Annotated in this window: 23 protein-coding genes; 10 read left to right on the forward strand and 13 right to left on the reverse strand. The window is 72.7% G+C overall.

Features of this window, described 5'->3' with window-relative positions:
* Positions 1-46: 46 nt before the first annotated feature.
* Positions 47-391: a zf-HC2 domain-containing protein gene (locus IPZ69_RS04600; RefSeq protein WP_235452394.1), complete on the forward strand. Its 345-nt coding sequence runs from the start codon at positions 47-49 to the stop codon at positions 389-391.
* 20 nt (positions 392-411) lie between these two features.
* On the opposite strand, the gene IPZ69_RS04605 is transcribed toward IPZ69_RS04600, so the two are convergent.
* Entirely contained in the window at positions 412-1,377 is a 966-nt protein-coding gene (locus IPZ69_RS04605; RefSeq protein WP_235452395.1) for a pirin family protein, read from the reverse strand.
* 150 nt (positions 1,378-1,527) lie between these two features.
* Between IPZ69_RS04605 and IPZ69_RS04610 the strand changes: the two genes are divergently transcribed.
* A complete protein-coding gene (locus IPZ69_RS04610; RefSeq protein WP_235452396.1) occupies positions 1,528-2,433 on the forward strand; it encodes a LysR family transcriptional regulator in 906 nt (301 codons plus the stop codon).
* A gap of 67 nt (positions 2,434-2,500) precedes the next feature.
* Here IPZ69_RS04610 and IPZ69_RS04615 read toward each other — a convergent pair whose 3' ends face one another.
* Both IPZ69_RS04615 and IPZ69_RS04620 read right to left on the reverse strand, forming a co-directional pair.
* Complete coding sequence (locus IPZ69_RS04615; protein ID WP_235452397.1) at positions 2,501-3,109, reverse strand: HD domain-containing protein; 609 nt, start codon at positions 3,107-3,109, stop codon at positions 2,501-2,503.
* Positions 3,110-3,154: 45 nt separating this feature from the next.
* Positions 3,155-5,032 (reverse strand): glycoside hydrolase family 47 protein, encoded by a 1,878-nt coding sequence (locus tag IPZ69_RS04620; protein ID WP_235452398.1) that lies wholly within the window; start codon positions 5,030-5,032, stop codon positions 3,155-3,157.
* 296 nt (positions 5,033-5,328) lie between these two features.
* Here IPZ69_RS04620 and IPZ69_RS04625 point away from each other — a divergent pair, with 296 nt between their 5' ends.
* A complete protein-coding gene (locus IPZ69_RS04625) occupies positions 5,329-5,694 on the forward strand; it encodes a cupin domain-containing protein (protein WP_235452399.1) in 366 nt (121 codons plus the stop codon).
* Between the two features lie 84 nt (positions 5,695-5,778).
* On the opposite strand, the gene IPZ69_RS04630 is transcribed toward IPZ69_RS04625, so the two are convergent.
* The 4 genes from IPZ69_RS04630 to IPZ69_RS04645 all read right to left on the reverse strand — a co-directional run bounded on the left by IPZ69_RS04630 (position 5,779) and on the right by IPZ69_RS04645 (position 10,129).
* The gene (locus IPZ69_RS04630; protein WP_235452401.1) at positions 5,779-6,750 is read right to left on the reverse strand and encodes an NAD(P)-dependent alcohol dehydrogenase; all 972 of its coding nucleotides are present in this window, start codon (positions 6,748-6,750) and stop codon (positions 5,779-5,781) included.
* A gap of 111 nt (positions 6,751-6,861) precedes the next feature.
* The gene (locus IPZ69_RS04635) at positions 6,862-7,836 is read right to left on the reverse strand and encodes a pyridoxal-phosphate dependent enzyme (RefSeq protein WP_235452403.1); all 975 of its coding nucleotides are present in this window, start codon (positions 7,834-7,836) and stop codon (positions 6,862-6,864) included.
* Positions 7,837-7,910: 74 nt separating this feature from the next.
* Positions 7,911-9,275 (reverse strand): vWA domain-containing protein, encoded by a 1,365-nt coding sequence (locus IPZ69_RS04640; RefSeq protein ID WP_235452404.1) that lies wholly within the window; start codon positions 9,273-9,275, stop codon positions 7,911-7,913.
* Positions 9,272-10,129, reverse strand: coding sequence for an AAA family ATPase (locus tag IPZ69_RS04645; protein WP_235452405.1), 858 nt, complete (start codon positions 10,127-10,129; stop codon positions 9,272-9,274). Before IPZ69_RS04645 ends, IPZ69_RS04640 begins: the two co-directional genes overlap by 4 nt.
* Positions 10,130-10,274: 145 nt before the next feature.
* On the opposite strand from IPZ69_RS04645, the gene IPZ69_RS04650 reads away from it, so the two are divergent.
* Together IPZ69_RS04650 and IPZ69_RS04655 are read left to right on the forward strand one after the other, a co-directional pair.
* The gene (locus IPZ69_RS04650) at positions 10,275-10,847 is read left to right on the forward strand and encodes a TetR/AcrR family transcriptional regulator (protein WP_235452406.1); all 573 of its coding nucleotides are present in this window, start codon (positions 10,275-10,277) and stop codon (positions 10,845-10,847) included.
* Between the two features lie 124 nt (positions 10,848-10,971).
* The gene (locus IPZ69_RS04655) at positions 10,972-11,928 is read left to right on the forward strand and encodes a hypothetical protein (RefSeq protein WP_235452407.1); all 957 of its coding nucleotides are present in this window, start codon (positions 10,972-10,974) and stop codon (positions 11,926-11,928) included.
* On the opposite strand, the gene IPZ69_RS04660 is transcribed toward IPZ69_RS04655, so the two are convergent.
* The 6 genes from IPZ69_RS04660 to rhaI all read right to left on the reverse strand — a co-directional run bounded on the left by IPZ69_RS04660 (position 11,892) and on the right by rhaI (position 19,695).
* On the reverse strand, positions 11,892-12,575 hold the full coding sequence (locus IPZ69_RS04660) for a LutC/YkgG family protein (RefSeq protein WP_235452408.1): 684 nt from the start codon (positions 12,573-12,575) through the stop codon (positions 11,892-11,894). The two genes, IPZ69_RS04655 and IPZ69_RS04660, sit on opposite strands and share 37 nt — an antisense overlap.
* Entirely contained in the window at positions 12,572-14,050 is a 1,479-nt protein-coding gene (locus IPZ69_RS04665) for a LutB/LldF family L-lactate oxidation iron-sulfur protein (RefSeq protein ID WP_235452409.1), read from the reverse strand. Before IPZ69_RS04665 ends, IPZ69_RS04660 begins: the two co-directional genes overlap by 4 nt.
* Positions 14,047-14,802 carry a (Fe-S)-binding protein gene (locus IPZ69_RS04670; protein ID WP_235452410.1) on the reverse strand — a complete coding sequence of 252 codons (756 nt, stop codon included), beginning with the start codon at positions 14,800-14,802 and terminating at the stop codon, positions 14,047-14,049. The genes IPZ69_RS04665 and IPZ69_RS04670 overlap by 4 nt, the downstream gene beginning before the upstream one ends.
* Before the next feature lie 72 nt (positions 14,803-14,874).
* Positions 14,875-16,323 carry a rhamnulokinase gene (locus tag IPZ69_RS04675; protein WP_235452411.1) on the reverse strand — a complete coding sequence of 483 codons (1,449 nt, stop codon included), beginning with the start codon at positions 16,321-16,323 and terminating at the stop codon, positions 14,875-14,877.
* Complete coding sequence (locus IPZ69_RS04680) at positions 16,320-18,359, reverse strand: bifunctional aldolase/short-chain dehydrogenase (protein WP_235452412.1); 2,040 nt, start codon at positions 18,357-18,359, stop codon at positions 16,320-16,322. Before IPZ69_RS04680 ends, IPZ69_RS04675 begins: the two co-directional genes overlap by 4 nt.
* A 175-nt stretch (positions 18,360-18,534) precedes the next feature.
* A complete protein-coding gene (rhaI, locus tag IPZ69_RS04685; RefSeq protein ID WP_235452413.1) occupies positions 18,535-19,695 on the reverse strand; it encodes an L-rhamnose isomerase in 1,161 nt (386 codons plus the stop codon).
* Positions 19,696-19,967: 272 nt separating this feature from the next.
* On the opposite strand from rhaI, the gene IPZ69_RS04690 reads away from it, so the two are divergent.
* The 5 genes from IPZ69_RS04690 (at position 19,968) to IPZ69_RS04710 (ending at position 25,108) form a co-directional block, all read left to right on the forward strand.
* Positions 19,968-21,485 (forward strand): sugar ABC transporter ATP-binding protein, encoded by a 1,518-nt coding sequence (locus tag IPZ69_RS04690; RefSeq protein WP_235452415.1) that lies wholly within the window; start codon positions 19,968-19,970, stop codon positions 21,483-21,485.
* Entirely contained in the window at positions 21,482-22,570 is a 1,089-nt protein-coding gene (locus IPZ69_RS04695; RefSeq protein WP_235452417.1) for an ABC transporter permease, read from the forward strand. Before IPZ69_RS04690 ends, IPZ69_RS04695 begins: the two co-directional genes overlap by 4 nt.
* Before the next feature lie 47 nt (positions 22,571-22,617).
* Positions 22,618-23,592, forward strand: a complete 975-nt coding sequence (locus IPZ69_RS04700) for an ABC transporter permease (RefSeq protein ID WP_235452419.1) — start codon at positions 22,618-22,620, stop codon at positions 23,590-23,592.
* Between the two features lie 83 nt (positions 23,593-23,675).
* Entirely contained in the window at positions 23,676-24,755 is a 1,080-nt protein-coding gene (gene rhaS / locus IPZ69_RS04705; protein ID WP_235452421.1) for a rhamnose ABC transporter substrate-binding protein, read from the forward strand.
* A gap of 32 nt (positions 24,756-24,787) precedes the next feature.
* The gene (locus IPZ69_RS04710; protein WP_235452423.1) at positions 24,788-25,108 is read left to right on the forward strand and encodes an L-rhamnose mutarotase; all 321 of its coding nucleotides are present in this window, start codon (positions 24,788-24,790) and stop codon (positions 25,106-25,108) included.
* The last annotated feature ends 109 nt before the right edge of the window (positions 25,109-25,217 follow it).

The raw sequence follows: 25,217 nt of genomic DNA on the forward strand, positions 1-25,217 counted from the left end.
AACGCCTCGGCGGCCGGGCAGCGCAGTACGGAGAGGATCCGAGATGATGGCCACTTCCCCTTCCCACGACGCGTGTGGCGCGTTCCGTGACGTACTGGCCGACCACGCGCTCGGGCTCCTTCCTCCCGAGCGGGCCGACGCCGTCATCGCGCACCTGGGCGGCTGCGGCGCGTGCAAGGACGAGTACGACTGCCTCGCCGCGGTCGCCGCACACCTGTCCTCGCTGCGCGGGGCCCTGGCCCCCCACATGTGCCCCCAGCGGCGCTCGCACCCGTCCGGTTCCGGCCCCGCCACCACGCGTCAGCGCCGCGGCCGCGGCCCCGCCGGCCGGGCCTGGTCCGCTTCCCTCACCCTGTCCCAGTGGGTCGACCGCATGGCGTATGTCAGGTGATCCGGCGAGGGTGAGGTCGCTCAGCGCACGCGGCCTCGCGGCTTGAGTGGCACCGGCGGCAGCTCCGGCGCGGACAGCGGGGCGCCGTCGTAGCCCTTGACCTCGCCGAAGCGGGAGCCCGCCGTCCAGTCCTGGCGGGCCTGCTCGATCTCCGCCTGCGTGCGCCCGACGAAGTTCCACCACATGATGAGCTCCTCCTCGAAGGGCTCGCCCCCGAGCAGCATCAGCCCGGCGTCCGACTCGGCGCGCAGGGGGAGTTCGGTGCGGCCGCAGCCGAGGTAGAGCATCGTGCCCGGCAGCACCGGCACCCCGTCCACGTGCACCTCGCCGGACATCGCGAGGACGCCGTACTCGAAGTCGGGATCGAGGGGCAGCCGGACGTCGGCGCCACGGGTCAGCGTGAGGTCGGCACCGACGATCGGTGTGTACGCCGTACCGGGCGACGTCGAGCCGTCGAGGGCGCCCAGGATCACCGTCGCGGTCAGGCCGGGCGCGGTGACCGTGGGCAGGTCGGGGTGGTGCTCGAAGTGCGGCTCGGTGTGGCGGTGCTCGTCCGGCAGCGCGACCCACAACTGCGCGCCGTGCAGGAAGCGGGCGTGCGGCTTCGGGCTCTCCTCGGAGTGGCTGATCGCCCGGCCCGAGGTCATCAGCCCGAGCTCCTTGGGCCGGATGGCCTGCAGACTGCCGGTCGAGTCGCGGTGCAGCACCTCGCCCTGGTGCAGCCAGCTCACCGTCTGCAGTCCCATGTGGGGATGCGGCGGGACCTGCATGCCGGGCTCGTCGGCGATGTCGTCGGGGCCGTAGTGGTCGACGAAGCACCACGCGCCGATCATGCGGCGGCCCAGGTTGGGCAGCAGCCGCCGTACCTCGGTCGACTCGCCCAGCCGGACCTGGCGAGGACTCAGCAGCTCCCGGACGGGCTCGGCGACGACGAACCCCCGGCCGCCGCACACACTGGGCACCGACTGACGGTCAAGATTGCTCATGCCGCCAACCTAGCCCCGCCACGGCGTCACCGGCAGGCCAACGCGGCTGCATGCTCGGCCGTTCGGCCAGCATGCGGCTCGAAGACGCGAGACTCGAAGACGTGACGCTCGAAGAGCCGTGCGGCCCGGTCGGTGTGGATACTCGTTCGAGTGGAAAGCTCATCCCTCGACCTGAATCTGCTGCGCACCTTCCTGGCCGTGTACCGGTCGGGCTCCTTCACGGGTGCCGGGCAGCTGCTGGGGCTGTCGCAGCCCACGGTGACCACCCAGATGCGGACGCTGGAACGGCAGGTGGGGCGGGAGCTGTTCGAGCGGCTGCCCCGGGGCGTCGCGCCGACGGCCGTGGCCGAGGAGCTGGCGGCCCGCGTCGCCGCGCCGCTCGACCAACTCGCCACCGTGGCCGGTCCGCACCCGGCGCCGGGCGGCCGGGCCGAACCGGTCCACCTCGCCGGCCCCGCCGAAGTGCTGTGCGCCCGCGTACTGCCCGCCCTGGCCCCCCTGGTCGCCGAGGGCGTACGGCTGCGCGTGGCGACGGGGCTGACGGATCCGCTGCTCGACGAACTGCGCGCCGGACGCCACGACCTGGTGATCGCCACCCGGCGCCCACACGGCCGCACCCTGAGCGCGGCGCCGCTCGCCGACGAGGAGTTCGTCCTGGTCGCCGCACCGGTGTGGGCCGAGCGGCTGAAGGAGCCGCTGGCCGTCGAGGGGCCCGCCGCGCTGCACCGCGTACCGCTCATCACCTACGCGGAGGACCTGCCGATCGCCCGGCGCTACTGGCGCCACGTCTTCGGCCGCCGACTCTCCTGCCCCGCCGCGCTGACCGTACCGGACCTGCGCGGAGTCCTGGCCGCGGTGGTCGCGGGCGCCGGTTTCACCGTGCTGCCCCGCTACCTCTGCCACGACCAGCTGGCCGCCGGCACCCTCGTACCGCTCCACGACCCCGACGACCCACCGATCAACACAGCCTTCCTGGTCCAACGCCCCGGCACCCCCGACAACCCCGACGTGCCCCGAGTCCGTGACCATCTGCTGCGGGCGGCACGTTCTTGGTAGCGGTGGCGGGGCCGTCGCTGGGTGGCGTGGACCGGGCGGGCCGTACCCGCTCGACACAGGCCGACCGTCACAGGCCCCCTCCTCGCGTCACGGGATGGGACATCTGGTAGGCCAGCCTGCGGCCGGCGTCCTCGCCGATGTCCGTGAGGACCTCGTCCAGTCGAAGGAAGGCCTCCCAGACCGGGCGTCCGCCGGCGCCCGCGAGGCGGGCCACGACGAGGTCCTCCAGCGCCGGGACGCGCTTGTTCTTCCAGATTTTGTCGGCCAGGCTGACCAGCAGGTCGTCGACGCCGGCTTCCGGCGCGTCCCACGAGGCGTGCGTGCCGGCGAACCGGGCGAGGCGGGCCGGCACCCCGTGCGCCAACAGGAGCGCGCGCCCCGCCTCCTCGTGCTCCGCGCCGGGCCCGGAGAGCTCGGCGGGGTGCAGGGCCTTGCCGATGTCGTGCGTGGCGGCACCGAAGAGCACCGCGTCCCGGTCGACCTCCAGCGCCGGGCACTCCCGGGCGAGCCGGTCGAGGAGTTGCGCCGCGACCTCGTGCACCGCCCGGAGGTGCGCCACCAGCCGGGGCGGGGCATTCAGCGTGTGCAGCAGCTCGGCGGCCTCGGGGGGAAGCGGTCTCAGGGGCGGGTCCCCCGTCTCGTCCACGGCGAGGGAGATCACGTCTGCTGGGGTCACCGGGCCACAGTAGTCACCGGCGCGCGCTCCCGGAACGCCTCCGCGTCACACCCTCTCCCACCGCCACTGCTGCGAGGCCGCGCCGCTCACCGGCCGCTGCACCACCGCGGCCCCGTTGCCGGTCCCGTCGACGTCGGCCGCCTTGCCGCTGTTGCGGTCGACGAGGCGCTGATAACCGTCGGCCACCGGCTGCACCGTCCACTGCTGGGTGGCGGTGCCGTTGTGGGCCCACTGGTTCAGGGCGGTGCCGTCCGCCGTGGAGGAACGCGGCACCTCCAGCACCTTGCCGCTGTGCAGGCTGGTCAGCTTGGTGTAGCCGCCCGAAGTCGTGGCGATCCAGCGCTGGTTGGCCCCAGAGTGCGCCGTCCACACGATCACCGCGCCGCCGTCCGAGGTCGAGGACCCGCTCACGTCCATCGCGCGCCCGGTGGCCCGGTTGAGCAGCCGGAAGGTCCCGTTCGGGGCGGGCGCGGCGACCCGGACGGCGCCGCGCAGCACATTGCCCTCGGTGGTGAGGTAGTTGGTGGTGTAGTCGAAGCGCGGCGCACCCGCCCACAGCAGGTAGAAGTACTTCATGTTCTCCGAGTACCAGTAGCCGGGGGTCAGATCGCCCTTGGTCGTCGGGTTCGTCCGCAGGTCCGACACGACCGTGTAGCCGCCCGCGACCTTGCAGTGCGACTTCTGCGCCGTCCACAGCCACTTGGCGCGGTCGCGGTAGACCTCCTTGCCGGTCAGCAGCCACAGGAACAGCGCCGAGTCCACGTACTCGGGCCTGAGTTGGTAGGCGTTGCTGGTCGCGGCGAGCGTCGTGTAGTCGATGGCCTCCGGCGGCAGCCGGTACTGCGTCAGCGCGGCCGTCCACGAGGAGTGGTACGACTCGCCCTCGGCCACGTTCCCGCCCTGGGCGAGCAACCCGGCGTAGAAGGCGGTGAGTTCGGACTGTCCCCGGCCCACCAGCGCCCCGCTGTTCATGTCGACCGCCCGGAACCACAGCCGCCCGCCGTAGGTCTCCCCGAGCCGTTGCAGGACCGCCGCGGTCAGCGTCCGGTACCAGCCGCGGATCTCGGTGTCCCCGAAGAACTGGTAGGCGTCCCACAGGTACTCGAAGTACGAGTCCACGGGCGGGTCCACCCGGGCGGTCGGGTCGGTCCAGGCGCCGGTCTCCACGTTGAGCGTCGTACCGACCAGGTCGAGCGCGGAGCGCCGGTCGTACGGGGCCTTCAGCGCCCGCTTCGCCGCGTTGAAGTACTTCTGGTCACCGGTGAGTTGGGACAGCCATCCGAGCTCGGTGATGTTGCTGCCGATCTCGGCGAGCGGCACCTGGTTGCCGCTGACCGCGCCGGTGCGCAGGTTGACGTACCGGTACGGCGCCCCGGTCGGCGACGAGGTGAACGCGGGCAGCAGCCGGTCGGCCAGGTCGCGGGCCTTGGTGAGCAGGACGGTGTTGCCGGTGCAGTGGTAGCCGGAGAGGAGGCCGCCGACCAGCCGGATGATCGTCTCGAAGACGTGCACGCTCGCGTCGCGGTCGAAGTCCAGGTTCCCGGCGATCCAGGAGACGGCCGCGTCCAGCTCGCCGTCCAGCTCCATCAGGTACAGCGTGTCCAGCGACTCCACGATCGTCAGGCCCAGCGGCACCCCGCTGATGAAGAACTCCGAGCCGGTGCCGCTCACCGGCCGCAGCTCGTCCCGGCCCCAGGCCTGCCGCCGGTAGGCGGTCCAGGCGGTGAGGAACTCCTGGCGTACGTCGTCCGCGAGCGCCGGGTCGGCCGGTCCGGGCGCGGCGGCGGACGCCGGTGCCGCGCCCGGGCCGCCGAGCGCGGCGAGCGCGGCCGTGGCTCCCGCCGCCGTGCGCAGCAGGGCGCGCCGGGTGAGCCGGGCGCCCGGGGGGTCGGCCGGGAAGCTGCTGGTTGGGGTGGCTGCCATGAGAGGCCTCCGTCCGGAGTGTTGACAACGTTGTCTGGGCTTATTTCATGGCTCAGGGGGCGTTGCGTGCGGGAGGTGCGGCGGAAACGGCCTCGCGTGGCGGGGAGTTGCGGGGCGGGCGGGCGGCGCGCAGGTAGCCGAGTCTGAGGTGATGGGCGTGAGCATGTCAATCAGGCTGCGCGACTTCGCTGCCCGGACGCCCGGCACGAAGCGCCCTTCCGCCGAATGGCGCCGCCGAGTTGACGGGCAGACGATGGAGTCGGCCGTGGCGCACGGCCGGAAGGGAGGACATCGGCATGTTGGAAGTGAAGACGGTCGAGAAGCCGGACGAACGGCGTGACTTCCCCCGTGGCCACCTCGAAGCCGTGCACCTGACCGGGCTCGACTTCGCCGTGAGCACGTTCGAACCGGGCTGGCGCTGGTCCCAGTCCGTGGCGCCGATCGCGGGCACCGAGAGCTGCCAGGTGCCGCACAGCGCCTATGTCGTGCAGGGCCGGTTGCACATCCGCATGGACGACGGCGGCGAGTGCGAGGTCGGCCCCGGCGACGTGTTCGTGTGCCCGCCCGGGCACGACGCCTGGGTCGTGGGGGACGAGCAGGTCGTGATGTACGACTTCGCGGGACCCACGGCACAGCGGTACGCGAAGGCTCCGGAAATCTGACCCGGACACCTCTGACGCCCCGCGGTGCGCCGGGTCCCTCGGCGAACGCCACCGCGGGGCACCCGTACGACGGGCCGCCTCCGGTCAGACCGTGACGACGATCTTCCCGCGGGTGCGCTGCTCCTCCAGGTACCGGATGGCCTCGACCGCCTCGCCCAGCGGGTACGTCCGGTCGATCACCGGAGCGAGCTTCCCGGAGTCGGCGAGTTCCCGCAGCGCCACCAGGGCCTCCTTGCTCGGAGCCGGTCCGACGAGCGGCAGCACGCGTCCGCGCACGAGCGGGGAGAGCACCACGCCCCGGAGGAGCAGGCCGACGGCGCCGAGCAGCCGGCCGGGGCTGCCGCCGCTGGCGAGGATGATGGTGCCGCCCGGCCGCAGGACGCGCCGGAGCGCGAAGATCCCGTGGTTGGCGATGAGGTCGAGGACGACGTCGTAGCGCTGCCCGCCGCGCGTGAAGTCCTCCCGGGCGTAGTCGATCACGTGGTCCGCGCCGAGCGAGCGCACCAGGTCGGCGTTGCGCGCACTGCACACGCCGGTCACCTCCGCGCCGAGCGCAGTGGCGATCTGCACCGCGAACGTGCCGACCCCGCCCGAGGCACCGTTGACCAGCACATGCTGCCCCGGCCGCAGGCCCGCCACGTCCCGCAGCCCGCGCAGGGCGGTGTTGCCGGCCAGCGGCAGCGCCGCCGCCTGCTCGAAGGTCAGGCCGGCCGGCTTGCGTTCCACCGCCGCGTCCGGGACGCACGCGTACTCCGCGAGGGTTCCGTCCACCTCGCCGAACACCTCGTCACCGGGCCGGAGACCGGCCACGTTCCGGCCGACGGCCGTCACCTCACCCGCGAAGTCCCGGCCGCGGACGGTGGCCCGGGGTGCCCGCAGTCCCAGCGCCAGCCGGGCCACGTACGGGTCGCCGCGCATGAGGTGCCAGTCGTAGGCGTTCAGCGCGGCGGCCCGTACCCGCACCAGCACCTCGTCGTCGCCGGGCACCGGCCGGTCCACGTCCCTGAGTCGCAACACGTCCGGTGCGCCGTACCGGTCCTGGACCACTGCCTTCATGGGCTCCCCCTCGCTCTGTCGGCAGCGTAGGGCGAGCCGTGGCGGCCGGGCATCCGGGGGATGCCGTAGTCCCGGAGGATGACGGGCGGGCGGCCCCGGGGACCGGCGCCGTCACAAGTCGTAGGGGACGGCGCCCTCTTCGGCGTAGGCGACGGCCTCCGCGTGCCCGAACAGGCCGGGCAGCCCGCCGGTGTGCACGAACACCGTCCGCTCGCCGGGCCGGACGTCACCGTCCCGCACGGCGGCGGCCAGTCCGGCCAGCGCCCGCCCGGTGTAGACGGGGTCCAGGACGAGGCCCTCGGTGCGGGCGGCGAGGCGGAGCGCCTCGGCCGCCGGTCCGGTGAGCCTCGCGTACCCGTCGCCCACCTGGTCGCGCCGCACCCGCAGCCGGTCCGGGGCGACGCTCTCCTCGGTGAGCGGGGCCGCGAACTCCGCCGCGGCGGCCGCCGGATCGGGCAGGGCTCCCACATCGACCCCGAGCACCGAGTCCGCGCCCAGGGCTGCGACGAGTCCCGCCATCGTCCCGCCGGACCCGAGGGCGACGACCGCCGTCCGCAGGTCCGGCACCTGGCGGCGCAGCTCCTCGCCGCACCGCACGTAGCCCCGCGCGCCCAGCACACTGGAGCCGCCGAACGGGACGAGCGCGGGCCGGGCGCCCTTCTCGCGCAGCCGCTCGCAGACGGCGGCCGCCGCCGCGTCCAGGCCCGCCCGGTCCACCTCGCCGGCCCAGACCGGCCGCGCCCCGAACAGGCCGTCAAGGGCCAGGTTCCCGGACCGCGACGCGCCCGGCGACCCGCGCAGGACGAGGACCACGTCCAGGCCGAGCCGGGCGCCGGCGGCGGCCGTCAGCCGGGCGTGGTTGCTCTGTGCCGCTCCGGTGGTCACCAGCGTGTCGGCGCCCTCGGCGAGCGCCGCGCCCACGGTCCACTCCAGCTTGCGGATCTTGTTGCCGCCACCGCCGAGCCCCGTGAGGTCGTCACGCTTGACCCACAGGTCGTCCGGGCCGAGCCCGAGCGCGGCGGCCAGCCGGGGCGCCGGTTCCACGGGAGTGGGGAAGGTGCCGAGTTCCACGGGCGGATGGGTCATGTCGTCCGTCCTTCTTGTCTGCGGTGGATGCGGCGGCTGTGCGGCAAGTCGACCACACATCGGCGCCGCCCGCCTCACACCGGCAGCAGCCGTCCGACCAGCCCGCTGAGCTGCCGGGCCGTGCGGCACTCGTGCATCTCGACCAACTCCGCGTAGGCGGGCGCGGCGGAGTCTCCGGTGCCCCACTGGGAGCGCTGCTCGGGGTTCAACCAGTAGACCCGCCGGGCCCGTTCGGCGATGCGGCGGACGGCGGGCAGGTTCGGGTCGCTCTGGTTCGTCCGGGCGTCCCCGAGGACGAACACGGTCGTGCGCGGGCCGACCGCGTCGCCGTACCGCTCGGCGAACTCGCCCAGCGCGACGCCGTAGTCGCTGCTGCCGTGCCAGCCGGTGAGCGTCGCCTCCGCCCCGATGCGGGCGCTGAGCCCCTCCGGGTCGGCCGTGCCGTGGTCGAGGAGCGCGGTCACCTCGTCGATCCGGTTGACGAAGGCGAACACCCGCACCTTGCTGAACTGGTCGTGCAGCGCCTGCACCAGCAGCATCGTGAAGTCGGAGAAGCCGGACACCGAGCCCGACACGTCGCACAGCAGCACCAGTTCGGGGCGGACCGGCCGGCGCCGACGCAGCACCGGCCGCATCGGCACGCCGCCCGTGGACAGCGAGCCGCGCAGGGTGCGGCGCAGGTCGATCGTGCCGCGCGCGGCCCGCCGGCGCCGGGCGGCGAGCCGGGTGGCCAGCTTCCGGGCCAGCGGCTGCGCCGCCCGGCGCAGCTCGGCCAGCTGGTCCCGGCCCGCGAACAGGAAGTCGACCCGGTCGGCGGTCGGCCGCACCGCGCGCCGGGCGAGCATGTCCCGGTCGCGCCGCTCGGCGACCCGCCGCCGCGCCTCCGACCCCACCATCGCGCGGAACGCCTCGATACGGCGCCGGATCTCGTCGTCGAGCAGCCGGTCGGCGAACTCCGGGCCGCCGCCCCCGTTCCGCTCCCGGACGCCCGTGCGCACCCGGGCCAGCAGTGTCTGCGGGCGGAGCCGGTCGAGGGTCTGGTACGCCGACCAGCCGTCCGAGTCCGGCGAACTCCCGTATCCGCCCAGCCCGTCGACGGCCTCGGCCGCCAGCCGCGCCATCAGGGCCCGGTCGTCGGCCGCCAGCGCCTCGGCGAGCCGGTCGCGCAGTTCCTCGCGGTCCGCCGCCCCGGTGCCGGGCGCGCCGATGCCGCGCGGGAAGTACAGGTCGAAGACGGGATCGAACACCGTCCGGTGGCCCGTCCCGTGCAACAGCGTCGCCGCCAGGCCCTCGCGCAGCAGCTCCCGGTCGGCGAGCCCGAGCGCCTCGACGGCGCGGGCGGCGTCGACGGTCTCGCCGGTGCCGACCCGGACACCGTGCGCGCGCAGCGCCCCGACAAGGCCCGTCAGGCGCTCGGGGACGCCGGCGGGCGTGGTCACAGGGCGTCCAGGTCGAGCTTGGCGGCCGCCTTCTGGATGTCGTCCTGATGCTTGAGGATCACGCCCAGGCTGTCCCGTACGACGGTCTCGTCGAGGGTGTCGGCGCCCAGCGCGAGGAGCGTGCGCGCCCAGTCGATGGTCTCGGCGACGGACGGCACCTTCCGCAGGTCCATCGCGCGCAGCGCGCCGATCACGCGCACCACGGACTCGGTCAGCGCCTCGCTCAGGCCCGGCACCTTCAGCCGTACGATCCGCCGCTCCAGCTCCTCCTCCGGGAAGCCGATGTGCAGGAACAGGCAGCGGCGGCGCAGCGCCTCGGACAGCTCGCGGCTGGCGTTGGAGGTGAGCACGACGAAGGGGCGGCGGGTCGCGGTGACGGTGCCCAGCTCGGGGACGGTGACCTGGAAGTCGCTGAGCACCTCCAGGAGCAGCCCCTCGACCTCGACGTCGGCCTTGTCGGTCTCGTCGATGAGCAGGACCTTGGGGTCGTCGCCGCGGATGGCGGTCAGCAGCGGGCGCGGGAGCAGGAACTCCTCGCTGAAGATGTCGGTGCGGGCCTCGTCCCAGCTTTCGTCGCGGCCCGCGCTGATGCGCAGCAGCTGCTTGGCGTGGTTCCACTCGTACAGCGCGCGGGACTCGTCCACGCCCTCGTAGCACTGGAGCCGGACCAGCCGGGCGTCCGCGACCTGGGCGACGGCCTTGGCGAGCTCCGTCTTGCCGACCCCGGCGGGGCCCTCCACCAGCAACGGCTTGCCCAGCCGGTCGGCCAGGAAGACGGTCGTGGCGACGGCGGGGGAGGCGAGGTAGCCGGTCTCGGCGAGGCGCGCGGAGACGTCGTCGACGGAAGAGAACAACGGGGCCTCCGGCGGGGTCGGGGAACGGGTGCCTGCTCCTATCTAAGCGCTTGTTCACCTCCGCTGTCACGGGGGTTGTGCGGCCGGGGCCCCGGTGGTATACCGATCGGTTTCCCAATCTCGTACGGCGCGGTAACCTCGCCGTATGACCACCACGGAAAAGGCGTCCCCCCGGGACCGGCTGCTCGACGCGGCCGGTGAGCTCTTCTACACGGAGGGCGTCTCCATCGGGGTCGAGGCCCTGTGCCGGGCGGCAGGGGTCTCCAAGCGGTCGATGTACCAGCTCTTCGACAGCAAGGAAGCGGTACTGGCGGCGAGCCTGGAGCGGCGCGTCCCGTGGTACGAGTCCCAGTTCTCGCTCCCCGACCCGCAGGCCGCGACGCCCCGCGAGCGGATCATGAACGTCTTCGAGGTGCTGGAGAAGGCCTCCGTGGAGCCCGGCTACCACGGCTGCCCGTATCTGGCCGTCCTGGTCGAGCTCAAGGACCCGGAGCACCCGGCGCGTGAGGTCGCCCACATGGTCAAGCGGCGCCTGGAGGCACTTTTCCGTGCCGAGGCCGAACAGGGCGGCGCACACGACCCGGCCCTGCTCGCCCGCCAGCTCGTGCTGGTCTTCGACGGCGCCAGCGCCCGGGCCGGCTCGGGAGTGGAACGCCTGGACGACGGCCTGGCGACGAAGACGGCGGCGGCGCTGCTGGACGCGGCGGGAGTCGGCTGAGACGGCCGGATCCGGCTGAGAAGGATCTTCGGAATCCGTGCCGTGACGGTGCGGTGACGTCGGTGACCGTACTGGTGCCGTGGGCGTCTTTCCCGGCCCGGGGCCGTGCCGGTAGTGGTTGTCCATGACGAACAACGGGGGACGCCACCGGCCGTGGTGGCGGAGATTACGTGACGCGGTGCTCGGTGCCCGCACCGACGCGAAGGCCGACGGCCTGGCCAACCTGGTGGACCCGGGCCGCGAGGCCGCCTACGAGCGGTTCATCGCCGCGTATCCGGCGCAGCACCTGTACCTCCAGCTGATCCACGGCGAGGCCCAGCGGGCGTTCGAGCACGAGACCCGGCAGTCGCTGCGGATCACCGTCGGCTGCGTCCTGGGCAATGTGCTGCACGACCCGCGACTGGCCGCGGGGGAGTGCGACAGGCATCTGAAGGACTACCTCACCAAGGAGGTCGCGGGCCTGCGCGCCCGGATCGAGGAGGACCGCGCGCTCGCCGTGAGCCGCGGCCTCAACATCGGACTCGGCCTGGGCGCGCTCATCAGCGTGGTGCTGCTGACCACGCCGCTGGCGGTGGGCGCCGCCGGACTCCTCGACCTCCTGCGGGTGGACATCGGATGCAGCGACCGCTGGAGCCTGATGGGCGCCTTCGTGTGCGCGGGAGTGGGGGCCTTCGGCGCGGTGCTCAGCGTGCTGGTGCGACTGCGCCGGCAGGGGGAGACCCTGGCCCGGCGCAGGACCAACGGCGACCGGGGCGCCGTGGCCCCGGGACAACTGGCGCGCGGAATGCGCCACGAGGGCGTGTACCGGGTCTTCGTCGGCTGGATCCTGGCCCTCGCGGTGTACTTCCTGCTCAACTCGGGCATCGTGCAGGTCATCGAGACGCCCACCACGACCACCGGCATCTGCACGGCCCGCCAGGACGGCGCGGGCACCGCGTTCTGGGGCTTCTGGTGTGCCGTCGGGTTCCTGGCCGGCTTCAACGAGCGCTGGGCGTTCGGCCTGCTGGACCGCTCCCGCCCCGACCGCCGGGAACCGCAGCCGCATCAGCCGCCGCCCGCCACCGAGCCCGGCGGCTCCTGACCGGGCCCGCCGACCAGGACGACCTCCAGCGTGCGCGGCCCGTGCACGCCCTCCACCCGGTCCAGCTCGATGTCGCTGGTCGCCGACGGACCGGAGATCCAGGTCAGCGGGCGCGTCGGGTCGAGGCGCCCGAGGGCCTGGGGGACCGAGGAGACGACCTGTTCGGGCACGCGGACCACGCAGATGTGGTGGTCCGGGACCAGGCTGATCCGCCGGCGGCCCTGGTCGGGGCCGCCGTCCAGCACGAGGGTGCCGGTCTCGGCGATCGCCACCGCGCACGCCGTGACCACGCTGTCCACCCCGTCGAGCTCGCGCGCGCCGCTCTCCGCCAGGTCGGCGACCCGGGTGACCTGCGTGTCCGCCAGCCACCCCTCGTCCAGCCCGGGCGGCACGAGCACCGAGGCCGACGTCCGCGCCGCCAGCAACCCGGCGATGACGGCGGGCAGTTCACCGGCCGAGCAGCGGTGCACCCGCGCCCGGTAGTCCGCCAGGTTCTCCGCCAGCAGATCGACCGCCTCCGCGACGGTGCGCTGCCCGTGCTCGCGCAGATAGTCCCGGGAGACCGCCTGTTCGTACGGCGTGTCGCCCGCCGGTACGGCCGCGAGCGCGCGCTGCACCCGGCCCAGGATCCGTTCCCTGCCGCTCACTCGGCCTCCTTCTTGCCGCCCTGGGTGCGCTGCCACCAGTCGCGGAACGGCTCCGCGGGCACCGTGGGCAGCTCGCGGGTGCCGGTCCAGGCCCGGCCGGGGCCCGGCAGGGTACGGGGATGCAGGCGCCGGGTGCGGGAGGCGAGCCGCTGGCCGGCGCGCAGGGCTCCCGGCCGGCTGAACGCCCAGCGTGCCGCGCGCAGGGCGGCACGCTCGGCGGCGTGCCCCTTCGCCGGGCGCAGCACCACCTTGTTGCCCTCCCGGACCACCGGCCCGCCCTCCACGACCCGCTCGCGCAGATGCACCAGCACCTCCGGGATGTCGATGGCCACCGGGCACACCTCGTAGCAGGCCCCGCAGAGCGAGGAGGCGTACGGCAGCGAGGCGTCGATCTCGCTCTGCGTGCCCCGCAGTTGGGGGCTGAGGATGGCGCCGATCGGACCGGGGTAGACCGAGCCGTACGCGTGCCCGCCCGCCCGCTCGTACACCGGGCACACGTTGAGGCAGGCCGAGCAGCGGATGCAGCGCAGCGCCTGACGGCCGACCTCGTCGGCGAGGGTGTCGGTGCGGCCGTTGTCCAGCAGGACCAGGTGGAAGGTGCGGGGCCCGTCCGTGTGCGTGGTGCCGGTCCACATCGACGTGTACGGGTTCATGCGCTCGGCGGTCGAGGAGCGCGGCAGGGTCTGGAGGAAGACCTCCAGGTCCCGCCAGGTCGGCACCACCTTCTCGATGCCGACGACCGAGATCAGCGTCTCGGGCAGGGTCAGGCACATGCGCCCGTTTCCCTCGGACTCGACGACCACGAGCGTGCCGGTCTCGGCGACCATGAAGTTGGCGCCCGAGACGCCGACCTTGGCGCGCAGGAACTTCTCCCGCAGGTGCAGCCGGGCGGCCTCGGCGAGTTCGGCGGGGGTGTCGGTCAGACCCTCCGGGGCCGGGCGGCCCCACGCACCCATCTCGGCGCGGAAGATGTCCCGGATCTCGCCCCGGTTGCGGTGGATCGCCGGGACGAGGATGTGCGAGGGCCGGTCCTTGCCCAACTGCACGATCAGTTCGGCGAGATCGGTCTCGTAGGCGTGGATGCCCTCGGCGAGGAGGGCCTCGTTGAGCCCGATCTCCTGGGTGGCCATCGACTTGACCTTGACGACCTCCGTCTCGCCGGTCGCCCTGATCAGCCCGGCGACGATCCGGTTGGCCTCCTCGGCGTCGGCGGCCCAGTGGACGGTGCCGCCCGCCGCGGTGACCGACTGCTCCAACCGCACCAGGTACTCGTCGAGATGACGGAGCGTATGGTCCTTGATCTGCTTGCCGGCCTCCCGCAGGGCCGCCCAGTCGGACACCTCCGCGACGGCCTTGGCCCGCTTGGCGCGGATGGTGTGGGTCGCGTGGCGCAGATTGGCGCGCAGCGTCCCGTCCCGCACGGCGTCGTGCGCGGCCTTCGGGAAGGCCGGCATCCCTACGAACGTCCCGCTCATGCGGCCGGCTCCTCCTTCGTGCTCGCCAGGATCTCCGCGATGTGCACCGGCCGCATGCCGGTCCGCAGCCGGGCCATGGTGCCGCCGATGTGCATCAGACAGGAGTTGTCGGCGGCGCACAGCACCTGAGCCCCCGTCGACTCGGCGGCCCGCACCTTGTCCGCGCCCATCGCCGCCGAGACGTCGGAGTTCTTCACCGCGAACGTCCCGCCGAAGCCGCAGCACTCCTCGGCGCCCGGCAGCTCCACCAGTTCCAGCCCCTCGACCGCCCGGAGCAGCCGGTGCGGACGGTCGCCCAGGCGCAGACCGCGCAGCCCGTGGCAGGTCGGGTGGTAGGTCACCCGGTGCGGGTAGTAGGCCCCGACGTCTGTCACGCCCAGCACGTCCACCAGGAACTCCGTCAGTTCGTACGTCTTCGGCACCACGGGCGCCAGGGTCCGGGCCAGTCCTTCCCCGCGCCCCTCGGCCCGGGCCCGTTCGCCCAGCCGCGGATACAGCTCCCGCACCATCGCCCCGCACGATCCGGACGGGGTCACGATCGCCTCGTACTCCCCGAAGACATCGGAGAAATGCCGGGCCAGTGGCTCGGTCTGGTGCCGGTACCCGGTGTTGTAGTGCGCCTGCCCGCAGCAGGTCTGGGCCATCGGGAAGTCGACCTCGACGCCCAGTCTGGTCAGCAGTTTCACCACCGCGCGGCCGGTGTCCGGATAGAGCGTGTCGTTGACGCAGGTCAGGAACAGAGCGACACGCATCGCGGCTCCCTGGGGTCGATCATCGGATGAGTGCAGCCTAATGGGCGGGGACGGGCGCGGGGAGACCCCGGCTCATCGCGCGGCGAGTCGGGCTTCTGCCTCCTGCCAGCGCGCGGTCGTGCCGAGCGGTTCGTACCGGGTGAGCGGCTGGGTGCGCGCGACCAGTCGGCGCAGGTCGGTGTGATCGCCGGCCAGACCGTGGGCGCGCGCCTGGACCAGGACGTTGCCGAGGGCGGCGGCCTCCGCCGGGCCCGCCACCACCGGCAGCCCGCAGGCGTCGGCGGTGAGTTGGCACAGCAGCGCGTTGCGGGTGCCACCGCCGACCACGTGCACGACGTCCACCGGATGGGCGGCCAGCCGCTGGGCGTCCTCGACCGCCCGGCGATGGGCCAGGGCGAGGGAGTCGAGGATGCAGCGGGTGACCTCGGCCGGGGTGCGCGGAACGGGCTGCCCCGTCGCCCGGCAGGCGTCGGCGATCCGCTCCGGCATCCGGCCGGGCGCCAGGAACGCCGGGTCGCCCGCGTCCACGACCGACCGCAGCGCCGCGGCCCCGGCCGCCTCGCGCAGCAGCCCGTCGAGATCCGGCTCACCCCAGGCCCGTACGCACTCCTGCAGCAGCCACAGGCCCATGATGTTGCGGAGATACCGGACCGTGCCGTCCAGCCCCAGCTCGTTGGTGAAGTTGGCGACGCGGCTCGCCTCGGTGAGTACGGGCGCGTCCAGCTCAAGGCCCGCCAGGGACCAGGTGCCGGTGCAGATGTAGGCGAACCGTTCGCCGACGGCCGGGACCGCGGCCACGGCCGACGCGGTGTCGTGCGAGCCGACCGCCGTCACCGGCACGGGCCCGGCGAGCCCCGTCTCCTCCAGCACCTCGGCCCGCAGCACACCGGCCGGGTCGCCCGGCTGCCGCAGCGGCGCGAAGAGGCTCAGGTCGACGCCCAGGCGGGCGGCGACGTCGTACGACCACTCGCGCGTGCGGGGATCGATGAGCTGGGTGGTGGAGGCGTTGGTGAGTTCCGTGCCCTGCTCGCCGGTCAGCCAGTAGGCGATCAGGTCGGGGACGAGCAACAGGCGCTCGGCATGCGCGAGTTGCCGGGTGTCGCGGGCCGCCGTCAGCTGGTACAGGGTGTTGATGGGTGCGTACTGCAGTCCGGTCGCCGCGTACAGCTCGGCGGCGGGCACGGTCGCCCACACCTTCTCCGCGGCGCCCTCGGTGCGGGCGTCCCGGTAGTGCACGGGGTTGCCGAGCAGGGCTCCGTCGGCGTCGAGCAGCCCGTAGTCCACGCCCCACCCGTCGATGCCGACGGAGTCCACCTGTCCGGCCGCCCTCAGCCCTTCGAGCACCCCGGCGTAGAGCGCGAGGACGTCCCAGCGCAGCCCCTCCGGCACCCGGACGGGCCGGTTGGGAAAACGATGGGCTTCGGCCAGCTCCAGGCGGTCGGCGCCGACCCGGCCGACCATCACCCGCCCGCTGGAGGCACCGAGGTCGACCGCGGCGTACGACGTCACGGCGCCGATCATCGCAGGAACGCGGCCGCCACGCCCGCGTCGACCGGGATGTGCAGGCCCGTGGTGTGCGTCAGCTCCCCGCCCGTGAGCGCGAACACCGCGTTCGCCACGTGCTCGGGCAGCACCTCGCGCTTGAGGATCGTGCGCTGCGCGTAGAACTCGCCCAGCTTCTCCTCCCCGACCCCGTAGACGGCCGCCCGCTGGGCGCCCCAGCCGCCCGCGAAGATCCCGGAGCCGCGCACCACCCCGTCCGGGTTGACGCCGTTGACCCGGATGCCGTGCCCGCCCAACTCGGCCGCCAGCAGCCGCACCTGATGGGCCTGGTCGGCCTTGGTCGCGGAGTACGCGATGTTGTTCGGGCCGGCGAAGACGGCGTTCTTCGAGGCGATGTACACGATGTCGCCGCCCAGCCCCTGCGCGATCATCACCCGGGCCGCCTCGCGCGACACGAGGAAGGAACCGCGGGCCATGATGCCGTGCTGCAGGTCCCAGTCCCGGGCGGTGGTCTCCAACAGGGGCTTGGAGATGGAGATGCCGGCGTTGTTGACCACGAGGTCGACCCCGCCGAAGGCGAGCACGGCCGCCTCGAAGGCCGCGGCGATCCGTGCCTCGTCCGTCACGTCCACGGTCACGGCGACCGCCCGGTCCGGCCCACCGAGCGCGTCGGCGACCTGCCCGGCCCGTTCGGCGTCGACGTCCGCGACGACCACGCACGCGCCCTCGGCCGCCAACCGGTGCGCGATGGCCTTCCCGATCCCGCTGCCCGCGCCCGTCACCAGCGCCACCCGCGTGGCGAGCGGCCTGGGCGCGGGCATCCGCCGCAGCTTGGCCTCCTCCAGCGCCCAGTACTCGATGCGGAACTTCTCCGACTCCTCGATCGGCGCGTACGACGACACCGCCTGTGCGCCGCGCATCACGTTGATCGCGTTGACGTAGAACTCGCCCGCCACCCGGGCCGTCTGCTTGTCCTTGCCGAAGCTGAACATGCCCACGCCCGGCACCAGCACGATCGCCGGGTCGGCGCCGCGCATCGCGGGGGAGTCGGGCCGGGCGTGCCGCGCGTAGTAGGCGGCGTACTCCTCCCGGTACGCGGCGTGCAGTTCCTTGAGGCGGTCGACCGCGTCCGCCACGGGCACGGTCGCCGGCAGGTCGAGCACCAGCGGCCGTACCTTCGTCCGCAGGAAGTGGTCGGGGCACGAGGTGCCCAGCGCGGCGAGCCGCGGATGCCCGTCGCGGGCGAGGAAGTCGAGGACGACGTCGGAGTCGGTGAAGTGACCGACCCGCGGCCGGTCCTGGGAGGCGAGGGCGCGGACGTACGGCGCGAGGGCGGCGGCCCGCGCCCGCCGCTCGGCCTCGGGCAGCGCCTCGTACCCCTCGACGACGGACCCGAAGGGCTGCGCCTTCCCGCGCTCGGCGAGGAACGCCTCGGCGGTCCGGATGATGTGCAGCGAGTTCCGCTCGCACTCCTTAGCCGTGTCCCCCCACGCGGTGATGCCGTGCCCGCCGAGGATCACCCCGATCGCCCCCGGGTTCGCCCTTTTGACGGCCGCGACGTCCAGCCCGAGCTGGAACCCGGGCCGCCGCCACGGCACCCACACCACCCGGTCGCCGAAGCACTCGGCGGTCAGCTTCTCCCCGTCGGCGGCGCAGGCCAGCGCGATCCCGGAGTCGGGGTGCAGATGGTCCACGTGCGCGGCGTCCACGAGCCCGTGCATCGCGGTGTCGATGGAGGGGGCCGCCCCGCCCCTGCCGTGCAGGCAGTAGTCGAACGCGGTGACCATCTCGTCCTCGCGCTCCACGCCCGGGTAGACGTCGACGAGCGCCCGCAGCCGGTCGAGCCGCAGCACGGCCAGCCCGTCCTCGGAGAGCGTGCCGAGGTCACCGCCGGACCCCTTGACCCACATGAGCTCCACGCCGCCCCCGGTCACGGGGTCGGTGCCGGTGCCCTTGGCGGAGGCGTTGCCCCCGGCGTAGTTCGTGTTGCGCGGATCGGCGCCGAGCCGATGGGACCGGGCGAGGAGCGCGGCGGCTTCGGGGTGCTGTGCCATGAACTTCCCGTCCTTTGCGGAAGACAGCGGTGAAGTGCCCCGAGGGGCGCGGGGCTGTATCCATGCGCGGCTCCGCCGCGATGGGGGTCCCCCTGTTCGAGCGAAGCCGAGAACTTGGGGGAGCGATCGACCGCACACGACCCGCGGCCCGCGACGATCGGATCCCGGCGGACGCTCACGCTCCCCAGCCGGCCTGCCGACCACCGACCCGCTCGGCGACCACCTTCTCGGCCCACCCCGACCGGGCGTACGCGGCCACGGGGTCGGGATCCAGCCCCGATTCCCGCCGCACCTCGGCCAGCAGCGGCCGCACATCCGTGTTGTAGGCGTCCATCAGTACCGCGTTGGCCCCGAGCACGTCCCCCGACCGCTGCGTCTCGGCCAACGCCGCCCCATCGACCAGCAGGGCCTTGGCGGTGGCCTCCTGAACGTTCATCACGGACCGGATGATCGCCGGGATCTTGGCCTCGATGTTGTGACACTGGTCGAGCATGAACGCCACCTCGGAGGTGAACCCGCCGCCACGCACGACCTCGTACATGATCCGGAACAGCTGGAACGGGTCGGCCGCCCCCGCCATCAGGTCGTCGTCGGCGTAGAACCGCGAGTTGAAGTCGAACCCCCCGAGCTTCTCCTCCCGCAGCAGCGTCGCCACGATGAACTCGATGTTCGTCCCCGGCGCGTGGTGCCCCGTGTCCACCACGACGCGCGCCTTCGGGCCCAGCTTCAGGCAGTGCGCGTAGGCCGTGCCCCAGTCCGGGACGTCCGTCGTGTAGAAGGCCGGCTCGAAGAACTTGTACTCGAGAAGCATCCGCTGACCGTCACCGAGCCGCTCGTACACCTCGGCGAGCCCCTCGGCCAGCCGGTCCTGCCGGGACCGTACGTCGTCCTGCCCGGGGTAGTTCGTGCCGTCCGCGAACCACAGCTTCAGATCGCGCGAACCGGTCGCGTCCATGATGTCGACGCACTCCAGCAGGTGAGCGACGGCCTTGCGGCGCACCGCCGCGTCCGGATGGCAGATGCTGCCGAGCCGGTAGTCGTCGTCCTGGAACGTGTTGGAGTTGATCGTGCCGAGCCCCACCCCCCGCTCCTCGGCGTACGCGGCGAGCGCCGCGTAGTCGTCCACCGTGTCCCAGGGGATGTGCAGCGCCACGGTCGGCGCGACGCCGGTGAACTCCTGCACCTTGGCCGCGTCCGCCACCTTCTCCCGTGGTGTGCGGGGCACACCGGGCTGGGCGAACACCTTGAAGCGCGTCCCCGAGTTCCCGTACGCCCACGACGGCGTCTCGATCCGCTGGGTCTTCAGCGCGGCCTTCACCGCGGCGAGGTCGGTCACTTCGGGCTCCTGTGACATCGGGTCGGAAAGGCTTCCCTACGACTACCGTGTGAAACGATTCAGAACGGGAAGCTATGAGCCCTCTTCGGACGTGTCAAGACCCCCGTCCCGACCCGCTCTCCTCGACTCGGGTGCGACCTTCCGTTCTCGAAGATTTTCGAGCGGGACCCATTGACGCGACCTGTCCGGGGTGCCTACCGTCCCGGCCATCCAGTTGAAACCTTTCACGGCGCCGTGAGGACCGATCCGCCGGCGTCGTCGAGGAGCCCTCCATGACCCACCCGTCCGACACGGGACCGGCCCCGGTGCTGGCGCTGCGGGACGTCGCCAAGTCCTTCGGCGCCGTACGCGCCCTGCGCGGCGTCCGTCTGGAGCTGTTCCCCGGCGAGGTGCACGCCCTCGCCGGGGAGAACGGCGCGGGCAAGTCGACGCTGATCAAGACCCTCGCCGGAGTCCACCGGCCGGACGCCGGCCAACTGCTGCTCGACGGCGAGCCGGTCGCCTTCCACGGTCCCGGCGACGCCCGCGACGCCGGAATCGCCGTCATCTACCAGGAGCCCACGCTCTTTCCCGACCTGTCGATCGCCGAGAACATCTTCATGGGGCGCCGGCCTCGACGGACCTTCGGCCGCATCGACCACAGGGCCACCCGCGCGGCCACGGCCGACCTGATGCGGCGGCTCGGCGTCGCCCTCGATCCCGACCGGCCCGCGCGCGGCCTGTCCATCGCCGACCAGCAGATCGTCGAGATCGCCAAGGCGCTCTCCTTCGACGCGCGCGTCCTGATCATGGACGAGCCGACCGCCGCCCTGACCGGCAGCGAGGTGGCCCGCCTCTTCGGTGTCGTACGGACCCTGCGCGACCAGGGCGCGGCGGTGCTGTTCATCTCGCACCGCCTGGAGGAGCTCTTCGAGATCTGCGGGCGGGTCACCACCCTGCGCGACGGGGCCTGGATCGCCACCGAACCGCTGGACGGCATGACCGAGGACGACCTCGTGCGCCGCATGGTCGGCCGCGACCTCGACGAGCTCTACCCCAAACAGGACGTGACACCCGGTGAAGTCGCCCTGAGCGTGCGGCGGCTGACCCGCGAGGGCGTCTTCACCGACGTCTCCTTCGAGGTGCGGCGCGGCGAGATCGTCGGCCTCGCCGGGCTGGTGGGCGCGGGCCGCACCGAGGTGGCACGCGCCGTCTTCGGCATCGACCGGTGGGACGCCGGCGAGGTCGAGGTCGAGGGCCGCGCGCTGACCAACGGGGCGCCCTCCGTCGCCATGGCCGCCGGGCTGGCCCTCGTGCCCGAGGACCGCCGCGCCCAGGGCCTGGTGATGAACATGTCCATCGAGCGCAACATCGGCCTGACCGGACTCCGTACGACCGTGAGGGCCGGGTTCGTGGACCGCGGCGCCGAGCGCAGCCGGTCCCTCGACTGGGCCGTACGGCTCCGGGTGAAGTACGCGCGGATCGCCGACGCCGTCTCCACCCTCTCCGGCGGGAACCAGCAGAAGGTCGTCCTCGCCAAGTGGCTGGCCACCGGCCCGAAGGTGCTGATCGTCGACGAGCCCACCCGGGGCATCGACGTCGGGACCAAGGCCGAGGTCCACCGGCTGCTGTCCGAACTGGCGGCCGACAGGGTGGCCGTCCTGATGATCTCCTCCGACCTGCCCGAGATCCTCGGCATGGCCGACCGCGTGCTCGTGATGCACGAGGGCCGGCTCAGCGCCGAGATCCCCCGCTCCGAAGCCACCGAGGAAACCGTGATGGCCGCAGCCACGGGGAGGGCCGCCGCATGACGGTGACGACCCCGAGCCGGACCCCCCTCGTCGACGCACCGAAGTCCAGCGGCACCCGGCTGGTCGACCGCGTGTTCCGGATGCGTGAACTCGCCATCCTGGTCGTCTTCCTGGTGATGATCGCCGTCACCCAGGCCGGCAACAGCGAGTTCCTGTCCGAGCAGGGCATCAAGGACCTGCTGCTCAACGCGACCATCCTGGTGCTGGTCGCCACCGGCCAGTCCCTGGTCGTGATCACCCGCAACGTCGACCTGTCGGTCGGCTCGACGCTCGGCATCAGCGCCTTCGCCGCGGGGACCTGTCTGCAGGGCGGCGGCAACGCGGTCGTGGCGCTCGCCCTGGCGGTCCTGCTCGGCGTCGGCTTCGGGCTGCTCAACGGGCTGCTGGTCAGTCTCGGCCAGGTGCCCGCCCTCGTCGTCACGCTCGGCACCCTCTACATCGTCCGGGGCGTCGACTCGATCTGGGTCGGTTCCCGGCAGATCACGGCGGCCGATCTCCCGGGCGGATTCGTCGACTTCGGCTCCGGCGGGATCCTCGCGGTGCCGTGGCTCGCCCTGATCGCCCTCGCCGTCCTGGTGGTGACGGCGTACTACCTCAAGCACTACGCCGGCGGACGCGAGTTGTACGCGCTCGGCTCCAACCCGGAGGCCGCCCGGCTCGCCGGGATCCCGGTCCGCCGGCGGATCCTGTTCGCGTACACGTTCTGCGGCGGCCTCGCCGGTCTCGCGGGCGCCCTGTACCTGGCCCGGTTCGGCAACGTGGACTCCGGCACCGGCAGCGGCTACGAACTCACCGTCGTCAGCGCGGTGGTGGTCGGCGGCGTCGTCTTCACCGGCGGGTCCGGCAGCGTCTACGGCGCCGCCCTCGGCGCCCTGCTGCTGACGTCGGTCAACAGCGTGCTGCCCGCCCTCGGCGTCAGTTCCGTGTGGGTGCTCGCCATCAACGGGGTGCTGCTCCTGCTCGCCATCGCGGTCGACCGGATCGTCGCGCTCAGGGTGGCGACCGCCCTGAAGAAGAAGTCGGCCACCGTACGGCCGGCCACCGCCGCAGCGGCCTCCGTCGAGTCCGCGCCGAAGAAGCCCTGAGAAGCCCTGAGAAGCCCTGAGAAGCCCTGAGAAGGGGGACACCCGCCATGTCCGAGTCCCTGAGCCGTGCCGTCCGCTGGGACACGGTGGTCGGCGCGCTCCTGATCGTCCTGTTCCTGCTGTCCTTCTCCTTCGTCGACGGCTTCGGCAACGCCCTCAACCTGTCGTTCCTGATCGGCAACACCCTGCCCATCGCGCTGATCGCCCTGCCGATGACCCTGCTCGTCGTCGCCGGTGAGATCGACCTGTCGGTGGCCTCCACGGCCGGCCTGTCCGGCGCGGTGATGGGCCGGCTGTGGAACGAGGGCATGGCCATCGAGACGATCATCCCGCTGTGCCTGCTGCTCGGCGTGGTGTGCGGGCTGGTCAACGGTCTGCTGGTCACCCGGCTCGGGCTGCCGTCCCTCGCCGTCACCATCGGCACCCTCGCCGCCTACCGGGGCATCGCCCAGATCGTCCTCGGTTCGAACGCGGTCACCGACTTCCCCGCCCAGTACCTGGACTTCGCCGCCGGACGCCTCGGCGACACCTTCCTCCCGCAGGCATTCCTGCCCTTCCTCGTGCTGCTCGCGATCGCCGTCGTCGCCCTGCACGCCACCCCGTTCGGGCGCTCGCTGTTCGCCATCGGCGCCAACGAGGAGACCGCGCGCTTCGCCGGGATCCGCGTCAAACGGCACAAGCTGATCCTGTTCACGGTGACCGGCCTGCTGGCCTCCCTCACCGGCGTCTTCTGGGCCCTGCACTACGCCAGCGCCCGCTACGACAACGCCACCGGCCTCGAACTCTCCGTCGTCGCGGCCGTGTTGCTCGGCGGCATCGACTTCGACGGCGGCAGGGGCACGCTGGGCGGCGCCGTCGCCGGGGTGTTCCTGCTCGGCGCGGCGCAGAACGTGATGAGCCTGTCGAACGTCTCCGCGCAGTCGCAGATCGTCGTCACCGGCGTGCTGCTCGTCGTCTCCGTGCTCGGCCCCAGGGTCGCGCGGCAGATCGCCGTGGCGAGGGCGGCACGCACCGCCGGCTAGGCCGTACGACAGCCCCGCGCCCCCAAGGGCGCGTCCACTCACCTCCCTTCACCGCCCTTCACCTCCCCGCAAAGGATCCGAAGATGCGCACGTCATCCCTCCGCCATACCTGCGCGGCCCTCGCCGCCGTCACCTCCCTCGCGCTCGCCGCCACCGCCTGCGGCGGCACCACCAAGAACGACGTCAAGGACGACGGCGCCGCCGCCTCCTCCGCCGGCAAGGCGAACCCGGACGCGGCCCTCAAGAAGGGCCTGACCGTCGGTTTCCTGCCCAAGCAGGTCAACAACCCGTACTTCACCTCCGCCGACAAGGGCGGCGAGCAGGCCCTGACCGAACTGGGCTCGAAGTACAAGGAGGTGGGCCCGTCCAGCGCCACCGACACCGCCGGCCAGGTGAGTTACGTCAACACCCTCACCCAGCAGCAGGTCGACGCGATGGCCGTGTCCGCGCAGGACCCCGGCGCCCTGTGCACCGCGCTCAAGCAGGCCATGAAGAACGGCATCAAGGTCGTCACCTACGACTCCGACACCACCGCCGACTGCCGCAACGCCTTCGTCTCGCAGGCGAGCGCCGAGGACCTGGGCCGTACCGAGGTGCGGCTGCTGGCCGAACAGATCGGCTACAAGGGCGAGATCGCGATCCTGTCCGCCGCGCAGACGGCGACCAACCAGAACACCTGGATCGGCTTCATGAAAGAGGAGCTGAAGGACCCGAAGTACAAGGACGTCAAGCTGGTCAAGGTCGCGTACGGCAACGACGACGCCCAGCAGTCCTTCCAACAGACCCAGGGCCTGCTCCAGGAGTACCCGAACCTGAAGGGGATCATCTCCCCGACCACCGTCGGCATCAAGGCGGCCGCCCAGTACCTGTCCGGCTCCAAGTACAAGGGCAAGGTCCGGCTGACGGGCCTCGGCACCCCCAACGACATGCGCAAGTACGTCAAGAACGGCACCGTCGACGCCTTCGAGCTGTGGGACCCGGCCAAGCTCGGCGACCTGGCCGCCCGCGCCGCCGTCGCCCTGGTCTCCGGGCGGATCACCGGCAAGGAGGGCGAGACGTTCACGGCCGGCTCCACCACGTACACCCTCGGCAAGGACGGCGTGATCAACCTCGGCAAGCCGACCGTTTTCGACGCCGAGAACATCGACCGGTACGACTTCTGACCGGCGGGCTTCCCGCCCCCGGAGGGCTGTTGATGCGACGCGTGTGCTTCCTGCTGAAGGTCCGGGCGGACCGCCTCGACGAGTACCGCGAGCGGCACGCCGCCGTCTGGCCGGAGCTGTGCGCGGAGCTCTCCGCCACCGGCTGGCACAACTACTCGCTCTTCCTGCGCGAGGACGGCCTGCTCGTCGGCTACCTGGAGACCGAGGACTTCGCGGCCGCCCTGTCCGGCATGGAGGCCACCGACGTCAACGCCCGGTGGCAGGCGGAGATGGCGCCGTTCTTCGAGTCGCCGGACGGCGACCGGCCCGACCGGGCCATGAAACCGCTCACCGAGGTGTTCCACCTCGCCTGACCGGTGCGACCCCGTAGGCACCGCGTGTCGTGGACTTCGCGCCGGTCGATCGACCCGTCTGTTGTGCGACGGGATGGCGGTAATGTGAAGGCGGTCCCGCCGCCCTCGT

The sequence above is a fragment of the Streptomyces olivochromogenes genome (assembly GCF_021538895.1).
GTDB lineage: Bacteria > Actinomycetota > Actinomycetes > Streptomycetales > Streptomycetaceae > Streptomyces > Streptomyces olivochromogenes_A.